General features: G+C 62.7%; 10 protein-coding genes and 1 pseudogene. 6 read left to right on the top strand and 5 right to left on the bottom strand.

The genetic code is table 11. From position 1 onward, the window contains the following. The first annotated feature begins 211 nt into the window (after positions 1 to 211). Together WCB02_RS33780 and WCB02_RS33775 are read left to right on the top strand one after the other, a co-directional pair. Positions 212 to 1,486 (top strand): serine hydrolase domain-containing protein, encoded by a 1,275-nt coding sequence (locus WCB02_RS33780; RefSeq protein WP_423965321.1) that lies wholly within the window; start codon positions 212 to 214, stop codon positions 1,484 to 1,486. A gap of 134 nt (positions 1,487 to 1,620) precedes the next feature. Further along, on the top strand, positions 1,621 to 3,126 hold the full coding sequence (locus WCB02_RS33775) for a sensor histidine kinase (protein ID WP_423965318.1): 1,506 nt from the start codon (positions 1,621 to 1,623) through the stop codon (positions 3,124 to 3,126). Here the strand turns inward: WCB02_RS33775 and WCB02_RS33770 are convergent, their stop codons facing one another. Next, positions 3,127 to 4,086 carry a quinone oxidoreductase family protein gene (locus WCB02_RS33770; protein ID WP_423965315.1) on the bottom strand — a complete coding sequence of 320 codons (960 nt, stop codon included), beginning with the start codon at positions 4,084 to 4,086 and terminating at the stop codon, positions 3,127 to 3,129. A gap of 59 nt (positions 4,087 to 4,145) precedes the next feature. On the opposite strand from WCB02_RS33770, the gene WCB02_RS33765 reads away from it, so the two are divergent. Next, complete coding sequence (locus WCB02_RS33765) at positions 4,146 to 4,649, top strand: MarR family winged helix-turn-helix transcriptional regulator (protein WP_423965313.1); 504 nt, start codon at positions 4,146 to 4,148, stop codon at positions 4,647 to 4,649. Between the two features lie 12 nt (positions 4,650 to 4,661). Here WCB02_RS33765 and WCB02_RS33760 read toward each other — a convergent pair whose 3' ends face one another. Next, positions 4,662 to 5,396, bottom strand: coding sequence for a cytochrome c biogenesis CcdA family protein (locus WCB02_RS33760; protein ID WP_423965311.1), 735 nt, complete (start codon positions 5,394 to 5,396; stop codon positions 4,662 to 4,664). 307 nt (positions 5,397 to 5,703) lie between these two features. Further along, a complete protein-coding gene (locus tag WCB02_RS33755; RefSeq protein WP_423965309.1) occupies positions 5,704 to 5,961 on the bottom strand; it encodes a hypothetical protein in 258 nt (85 codons plus the stop codon). Between the two features lie 656 nt (positions 5,962 to 6,617). Here WCB02_RS33755 and WCB02_RS33750 point away from each other — a divergent pair. Further along, positions 6,618 to 7,013 (top strand): helix-turn-helix domain-containing protein, encoded by a 396-nt coding sequence (locus WCB02_RS33750; RefSeq protein WP_423965323.1) that lies wholly within the window; start codon positions 6,618 to 6,620, stop codon positions 7,011 to 7,013. 33 nt (positions 7,014 to 7,046) lie between these two features. Here the strand turns inward: WCB02_RS33750 and WCB02_RS33745 are convergent, their stop codons facing one another. Both WCB02_RS33745 and WCB02_RS33740 read right to left on the bottom strand, forming a co-directional pair. Beyond that, positions 7,047 to 7,379: a hypothetical protein gene (locus tag WCB02_RS33745; RefSeq protein ID WP_423965307.1), complete on the bottom strand. Its 333-nt coding sequence runs from the start codon at positions 7,377 to 7,379 to the stop codon at positions 7,047 to 7,049. Between the two features lie 37 nt (positions 7,380 to 7,416). After that, the gene (locus WCB02_RS33740) at positions 7,417 to 7,566 is read right to left on the bottom strand and encodes a hypothetical protein (protein WP_423965304.1); all 150 of its coding nucleotides are present in this window, start codon (positions 7,564 to 7,566) and stop codon (positions 7,417 to 7,419) included. A 51-nt stretch (positions 7,567 to 7,617) separates the two neighbouring features. On the opposite strand from WCB02_RS33740, the gene WCB02_RS33735 reads away from it, so the two are divergent. Continuing rightward, the gene (locus tag WCB02_RS33735; RefSeq protein WP_423965301.1) at positions 7,618 to 8,343 is read left to right on the top strand and encodes a glutathione S-transferase family protein; all 726 of its coding nucleotides are present in this window, start codon (positions 7,618 to 7,620) and stop codon (positions 8,341 to 8,343) included. A 59-nt stretch (positions 8,344 to 8,402) separates the two neighbouring features. Further along, positions 8,403 to 8,544: pseudogene (locus WCB02_RS33730) on the top strand (enoyl-CoA hydratase); the annotation flags it as partial.

The raw sequence follows: 8,544 nt of genomic DNA, 5'->3' as shown, positions 1-8,544 counted from the left end.
CTTGATGACGGCGGCGGTGAGCTCGCTCTCGTTGAACTGGGTCATTGCTTTTGTCCTGGCTCTCTTCCTGGCTTTTGTCGTGCTGGCGTTTTCCCGGCTGTAACCCTACTCCAGCCCTCCTCCGGGCGTAAGGACGCCTGGCATTGGATCATGGTCACGTTTTCGGCTATCAACACCTCGTCAAAATGCCTCCGACCGCGGAAACTGCCCGATGCTCGCCCCACCCCTCGTCTCACCCGAATCCGCCGGCATGTCGAAATCAGGTTTCGACCGCGTCGAGGCCCATCTGAAGACCCGCTACATCGAGGCCGGACGCTTTCCGGGAACCCAGCTTGTGGTCTACCGCCGTGGCAAGCTGGTCCACAGCACGGCGCAGGGCCATGCCGACCTCGAGCGCAAAGTGCCGGTCAAGCCGGACACCATCTTCCGCATCTATTCGATGACCAAGCCGATCACGACGACCGCCTTCATGATGCTGGTCGAGCAGGGCCTGGTGGCGCTCGACGAGCCCGTCCACAAATACATTCCGGAATGGAAGAACCTCGGTGTCTTCGTCGCCGGCACGACGCCGGCGTTTCTGACCCGGCCGCCGGCGCGCCCGATGCTGATCGTCGATCTGCTGCGCCACACTTCGGGGCTCACCTACGGCTTCCAGCAGCGCTCCAATGTCGATGCCGCCTACCGCGAGAAGAAGATCGGCGAGGTCGAGAAGGCCGGAACGCTTGACACCATGATCGCGGAGCTCGCCAAGATCCCGCTGGAATTTTCGCCGGGAGAGGCCTGGAACTATTCGGTTTCCACCGATGTGATCGGCTATCTCATCGGCAAGATTTCAGGCCGGCCGTTCGAGCAGTTTCTGAAAGAGCACATCTTCGATCCGCTCGGCATGACCGACACCGATTTTTTCGTGCCACCCGACAAGGCGCACCGCTTGGCGGCCTGCTACTCCGCGGACCCGCAGGGCGGCATGAATTTTCATGCGGCCGATCGCAAGGGCACCCTGACGCTACAGGACGATCCGGCCACGAGTTCGTTCCTCGCGCGCCCGGAGCTGATATCCGGGGGCGGCGGACTGTGCGGGACCGCGGCCGATTATCTCACCTTCTGCCGCGCCCTGCTCAATGGCGGCGAACTCGAAGGCATCCGCCTGCTCGGACCCAAGACGCTGGCGCTGATGACGGCCAATCATCTCCCGGGCGGCCGCGATCTGCCCGAGATGTCGCGCTCGCTGTTTTCGGAAGCCGCCTATCAAGGAATCGGCTTCGGCCTCGGCTTCTCCGTGACCATGGATCCCGCCAAAACGCTGATTCCTGGAAGCCGCGGCGAGTATGCCTGGGGTGGCGCTGCGTCGACGGCGTTCTGGATCGATCCGGCCGAGGAGTTGATCGCGATCTTCATGACGCAGGTGCTGCCGTCGAGCGCCTATCCGATCCGGCGCGAACTGCGCACCCTGGTGTATTCGGCGATCACCGACAGCAATCTCTAGGCCAGGGGCACGGCCGCGGAACCCGAACGGCCGGCCGGAGGCCGCCGAACTGCAAACTGCGCAGGGCGAAATGCTTGGCGCCTACCAGGCGGTTCTCCTATGCTTGCCGCAATTGCGTGCTATCCGGGGTCCCCGTGCCAAAACCCTCGCTCTCCGTACGGCTGGCTCTTCTGGTCGCCGGGACTACGCTACCGCTGATCATCTTCGCCGTCGGCATCGTGCTGCACGATTATGTGCAGGATCGTCGGCAGGCGACACAGCGCGTGCTCGAGACGGTGCGCAGCGTGCGCCTCACGCTCGACGCCGAGATGCAGCGCATGACCGGCGGTCTGCAGGTGCTGGCGCTGACGGACGCGTTGAAGAAAGGCGACTTCAACAGCTTCCGGCGCATCGCCGTGGGCTTCATCGAGCAATACAGCAAGGGCGGCGTCATCCTGGTCGTTGACCGGGACGGCCACCAGCTGTTTTCCTCGCTCACCACGGACACCGCAATCCTGCCGCCGCGCAACAACCGCGACATCATCGAACGTGTCTTCGTCACCAAGCGTCCGCAATACTCCAACCTGTTTCTCGGCATGGTGAAGCAGCAGCGGATCGTGACGGTCGAGGTGCCGGTGTTTCGCGATGGCGAGGTGGTCTACGACGTCTCTTTCAGTCCGCCGGTCGAGATATTCCAGACCATGCTGGAGAGGCAGCAGCCGAACCAGGACTGGACGCTGTCGATCCTCGACGCCGATGGCGTGGTGTTCGGCCGCGTTCCGAACCCGCAAGACACCTTCGGCAAACGGGCCTCGGCCTCGGTGCTTGCCGACATGCTACGGACATCGGAAGCGCTGCAGCCGACGATATCGCTGGATGGAGCGCGGTTGATGTCAGGCTTCGCGCATTCCGCGCTCACCGGATGGATCGTCGCCGCCGGCATCACCGAAAGCTCGTTGTCCGCCCCGCTTTGGCGCAATCTCGCGATCGCGAGCGCGATCGGCGGCGTCCTGCTCCTGATCGGGCTTGGTTTCGCGGTGCGGATGGCGACCACGATCGCGCGCGGCGAGATGCTGCACGATCTTCTGATCGACGAGCTCAACCATCGCGTCAAGAACACGCTGGCGATCCTGCAGGCGATCGCGGTGCAGAGCTTTCGCAGCGCGACGCGGACGGAACGCGCGAAATTCGAGGGCCGGCTCGGCGCGCTCGCGGAAGCGCACAACCTGCTCAGCAAGGAGAAGTGGCTGGGCTCCGAGTTTCAGGACGTGATCAGGCGCGTGCTGCAGCCCTATCTGCTCAGCGGCCCCGAGCGGATCAAGATGAGCGGACCGAAGGTTCCGCTCTCGCCGCGGCTTGCGGTGGTGCTGTCGATGATCGTGCATGAGATCGCGACCAACGCCGCCAAATACGGCGCGCTATCGAACGACACCGGCACCGTCGCGCTCGACTGGGACGTCATCGAGGAGAACGCGGCCCAGAAGCTCAGAATGATCTGGACCGAGGCTGGCGGACCTCCGGTCACCGTACCAGTGCAGCGCGGCTTCGGGTCACGCCTGATCGAACGCAGCGCGCGTGACCAGCTCGGCGGCGAGGCGACCGTGGATTTCCTGCCGCGCGGCGTGGTCTACACGGTGCTCTGCTCGCTCGAGGAAAGCTGACTACTGTTGGACGGTGAGCACGGTGCGCCGGGTGTTGTCATCGCTGAGCCATGCCTGCTCGACCTCCGACAATGGGACGGGATTGGCCGCAATTTTGAAGCCACCCTGCGTGGTCGCCTGCAGCAGCCCCCGGATGGCATCGATGAGGCGGTCGAGAGCGATGCTGCCAATGCCGCTTCCCATCAGTTCGATCGCCGAGGAGCGCAGCACGGCGCTCGGCAGCGTGATGTCTGACCCGCCGACCGAACCAATCTGGACGAACCGGATGGGCGTTGCGTTCGCGCCGGCTTTTGCACCGGCAATTAGGAGCCGCTCCGCGCTCTTTCCCCAGAGATAGTCGACGACGACGTCAACCCCTTCGGCAAACTGCTGCTTGAAGCTGTCCTCCAGCGCCGCCTCGTCTTCGACAAGCGGAATCGTCACGTCGGCTCCGAGATCGGTGACCGAACGCAGGGCGCTGGCATTGCGGCCGGTGGCAATCACCTTCCCGGCCCCGAGATACCTGGCAACCTGCACGGCAAGGCGGCCCGCCGTTCCCGTGGCACCGTTGACCAGCACGGTCTCGCCCGCCTTGAGCCGCGCGCGTTCGGCATAGGCGGCCCAGGACGACATTCCCGGATTGGCAATGGCGGCGGCGGTCAGGTCGTCAAGATCGTCGGGCAGCGCCACGCATTGCTCCGAAGGCACCGCGGTTCGCTCCGCCATGCTGCCGTAGGGCGCGCGTGGCAGCACGAAATAGACCCGTCGTCCGTCATCGCGCCGTCCGACGCCGTCGATGCCAACCACGAAGGGCAACGAGCCCGAGGAACTGTAATGCGTACCGGACGCGCGGCTCTTGACGAGCGGGCTGATAGCGGCGGCCGTAACCGCGATGCGGTTCTCGCCCGAGCATGGCACCGGCTCCGCGAAATCCCCATAGACCGGCGTTTGTCCGGCGGTCTGAACGATCGCAGCTTTCATGATGGCTGTCCTTCCAGTTCTCAATTATATGTGCATAATGCACATATAAAGGGATCGCGATGCCGTCAACAAAGAATGTGCAAAATACACACATAAATGAAAAGCTCCGCCAGCTTCACGGGGCCGTGCTCGATATCGTCAGCGTCATCAACCGGCCGCAGCGCGACGAGGCATTGATCAAGGAGGCCGGGATTCCGCTCGACCGGGCGCTGTTTCCGTTACTCGTTGGAATCGAGCGGTTTGGGCCGATCGGCGTGGTCGAGTTGGCCGACCGTGCGGGACGCGACTACACCACCGTCAGCCGCCAGGTGGCAAAGCTCGAAAGCCTCGGTCTCGTGGAACGGCAGGAAAATGCCGGCGACCGCCGCGTGCGCGAGGCCGCCATTACGGCCAAAGGCAAGGCGATGACCGACCTCGTTGACGCCGCGCGCGAGAGAATTGGCCGCGCCATCTTCGAGACATGGGACGCGCACGACATCGACGAACTGGTGCGGCTGATGCGGAAGTTCGCGGACGCCGTGAAGGATCCCCCGACGCTCGGTTCCGGGATCAAGGCGAATTAGCAGATCCGAGACCTAACCGAAGTTCTGCAGCGACGGAAACGTCTCCAACAGCCAAATGCTGACGCTGGACACCGCGCCGGTCAGAAAGCCGATGCCGGTGATGATCATCAACACGCCCATCGCGCGCTCGACATTGACGAGATGGCCTTTCATACGGGCGAACAGCGACGAGAACTGCTCGATCATGAAGGCCGCGATCAGGAACGGGATGCCGAGGCCCGCGGAATAGACGGCCAGCAGGCCGGCGCCGTGGGCAACCGTCGATTCCGCCGCCGCCAGCGACAGGATCGCGGCCAGGATCGGGCCGATGCACGGCGTCCAGCCGAAAGCAAACGCTAGCCCCATGACATAGGCGCCCCAAAGTCCCACTGGCTTCGGGATCGGCAACCGGCCCTCGCGCATCAGAAATCCGATGCGCGTCAGTCCGAGGAAGTGCAGGCCCATGACGATGATGACGATGCCGGCGACGATCGCGAGCTGCGCCGACCAGGCCCGGATCAGCTCGCCGACGAGGGACGCGCTGGCGCCGAGCAGCACGAACACCGTGGAGAAGCCGAGCACGAAGAGAATCGCCGAGATCATCACCGCGCGCCGCGAGGCCCGGACCGTCGGGTCATATTCCACGTGCTCGATCGTCGCACCGGTCAGGTAGATCAGATAGGGCGGCACCAGGGGCAGCACGCAGGGCGACAGGAAACTGACCAGACCGGCGATCAGCGCCGCCGGAATCGAAACGTTTTGAATCATGCCACCTTCGCCATCTCTCTGGTCCCGCGCTCGACCGATCAGCCCACTGGCGACAAGGCCCTTTACGGAAGCCCGCCGGTCGGACCTGATGTAGCGGAAAGCCGGGAATGCGCAACCGAGGCGATCGTCGCAAGGCAGCGTGCAGGCTCTTGACCCGAGATCGGATCGGAAAAACCTCGCCGGACCGGGCATCGGTGGCGATCACAAATGCGGCATCTCGCCGGCGCGCACCTGCCGGATCACGGGGCGTCCGCAAGCCTTGTCTATTCAAGTCTTGTCAGTTCAGTCTTGCCCGTTCGAGCCTTGCCTATTTCACCAGTCGCAACACCGGACGCCGGCGCGGGGGGGCCGACCTGCTGTCCCGCGATCGTTCCTCGCCCGGGATCATCTCTTCGCACAGCGCCTTGAGCTCGGCGTCGCTGATCTGGTTGAGCTTCATGCGAAGCTCGAGAATCGCAACCGACACCAATTGCGCCGTATCCCGGCTGCCGGTCGAGGCAAGCACGGTCCGGCATTCCTCCAGCGTGGCAAGAACTGAAAGTAATTGTTCGTCTGAGTGAATCACTGGCGCTCTTTCCCCTCCCTAGCTCGTGGTGCACGGCCAACGCAGCGCGATAGCCACCAGCATGATCTCCCAAGCCCTAATCACTCGCAAGAGTAGCACAATGTGCATATGAATACCATTTCGTCGCGATATGTCCCAAACGAAAGGACGAATGTCCCGTGGAAATACGGGGTACTGATATCATGTCCGCCTGTTCTGATGGAGGCTTATTTGATCGCAAACGCTCGACAGTAAGTATAAAATTTGAATTATGCCCGGCCGCAACGCGTCCTGGTTGTAGTCGAGGAGCGATTCTGCCAAGCTTCTCCCTGCCGAACCGAGATTCACTGCATTTGACGGCCGGGGCCGAAGGATGCAGTTGCCAAGACGACAACCTGCTGCTCTGTTAGCAGCACGTGATGGCGGTGATAAACAACAATCACCTGCGCGGGCCATCGAGTCGTCGCAACGGCGTGGAATGATTGCATGTTTCCCGCACGCTCGACGGGAAAATGATACCGCTTTATCGAGCTGGTCAGTTGGTGGAGGCTTCACGCCACGGGATAGTGTGGGTTGAGGACAATTTGATCCATCGACGGAACCTAACGCGGTATATATGGGTGAACCCCTGACCCATTGCTTCGGGGGAATTTCGATTGAAAGGCGGTAAGACCAGAATGAATAAATCAGCTGCTAAGAAAATGAAGCAACGCAGTGCCGGCAAGTCCGACATTGAGCTTGGCAAGCGCATCCGGCTGCGGCGTGTCGAACAGAAGATCTCGCAGGCAGAACTCGGCGACAAGCTCGGCGTCAGCTTCCAGCAGGTCCAGAAATACGAGAAGGGCGTCAACCGCGTGGGCGCCGCCCGCCTTCAGCAAATCGCAACTGCGCTGGATGTGCCGGTCACGTTCTTCTATGACGGCGACGGCAAGGCACGTGAGGTCGAGAGCCTGCTGTTTCTGGACAGCGCGTTCAGCCTGAGGCTGCTGCGGGCCTACAGCAAGATCAAGGACCAGACGGTGCAACGTCAACTGGTCTCCTTGATGGAGTCGATCGCGGCCAACGAAGACTGAACATTGGACGCCCGGTAGCCGGCCCGGGCGATTTCAGTCTGCGGCGCCGCGGATACGGTCGATGAGGTCGGCCGGATCGATGGGCGCGCGCTCACTGCGCCAGGCCACCTGCTGCTGGTCGGGCCGCGACAAACCCAGCCTGCCGTCATAGGAAGTGGCGGTAACGGGCTGTTTGACATCGAGCACCCTGAGCGGCACTCGCTTGCCGTGAGCGGTAGCCTCGAGCGCAGCCACTTCCTGAGCAACCCGATCCAGCCCCGAATCGAGCCGAAGCAAAGTGAACTCCGGCCCCATCGCGTCATAGAGCGAGCTGCCGTCTTCGCGCCAGATGTGCGGCGTGCGGCAACCCGGGACCGTCGAGGCCACGCACGTACTCATCGTATGGGATGGATGTTTTTCCCCATCATAGGCGATGATCGGCGACGCTTCGACAGGCGCCGAAGTTCAGCCCCACGCAGGCATATTGCCGGACGTTGATCTCGTAGGCGAGCCGCCTGATCTCGCGGCGGGCGGCTTGTTCGATCGGGCCGCCAATCATCCGTTGACGGCCCATCTCGCGCAATGAACGATAGCCTCCGTAACAGCAAGAACAAGGGAGAAAACCATGCTGGTCCTGCACCACGGCTGGCGGTCGAGCGCCTCGCGCCGGGTCCGGCTGTGCCTTGAGGAAAAAGGCTTGAGCTACCAGGGCCATGATGTTGACATGGCAAAAATGGAGCACCACTCGCCGGACTATCTGAAGATCAATCCGCTCGGCGTGGTTCCGACCCTGATCCATGACGGAAGGCCGCTGCATGAGAGCGGCACGATCTGCGAATATCTCGACGAGAGTTTTCCCGATTCGCCGCTGCGGCCCGAGACGCCTTACGAGCGCGCCGAGATGCGCAACTGGATCAGGCATATCGATGGGCTGATCGGCAATCTCATCGTCTTCAACTGGCGCCACCATCTGCAGAAGGTGGCGCAGCAATGGTCCGACGAAGAGCTCGCCGAGAAATTGAGGAACATCCCGAGCAGGGAGCGCCAGGAGGCCTGGCTGCGGGTGGCGCGAAAGCCCTATACCGAAGAGGAGCGCGACGCCGCGCGAGGCAAGCTTGTGCAACTGCTGGACAAGATGGAAGACGCGCTGGCGCCGTCCGGCTGGCTCGTGGGCCGGGCCTATTCGATCGCCGATATCGCCGCCGTGCCGTTCGTCAAGCGGATCGACGAAGAGATCGCGCCGGATCAGCTATCCGAAAAGAGCCATCCCGGCGTCAGCGCATGGTGGGCTAGGATACAGGCGCGGCCGGCATTCGCGCGCGCCAATATCGGTCCGTTCCTGACGTCCTGAGCCGTTCGCCTGCCGAGCCGTTTCCAATTTTTCGTCTCCAACCGTCGAAAGCCGATACGATGCCGGACGTCCCCGCGAACAACGAAAAATCCCATGCCGACGGCAAGATCCTGCACGGCATCGCCGACGGCGTCGGCGTCATCACCTTCAACAATCCCGACAAGCGCAACGCGATGTCGCTCGACATGTGGGAGGGTTTCG

Source organism: Bradyrhizobium sp. (assembly GCF_049581145.1).
Taxonomy (GTDB): domain Bacteria; phylum Pseudomonadota; class Alphaproteobacteria; order Rhizobiales; family Xanthobacteraceae; genus Bradyrhizobium.
Note: the sequence above shows the minus strand (reverse complement) of the source record. Positions and strands in the feature narration are given on the sequence as shown.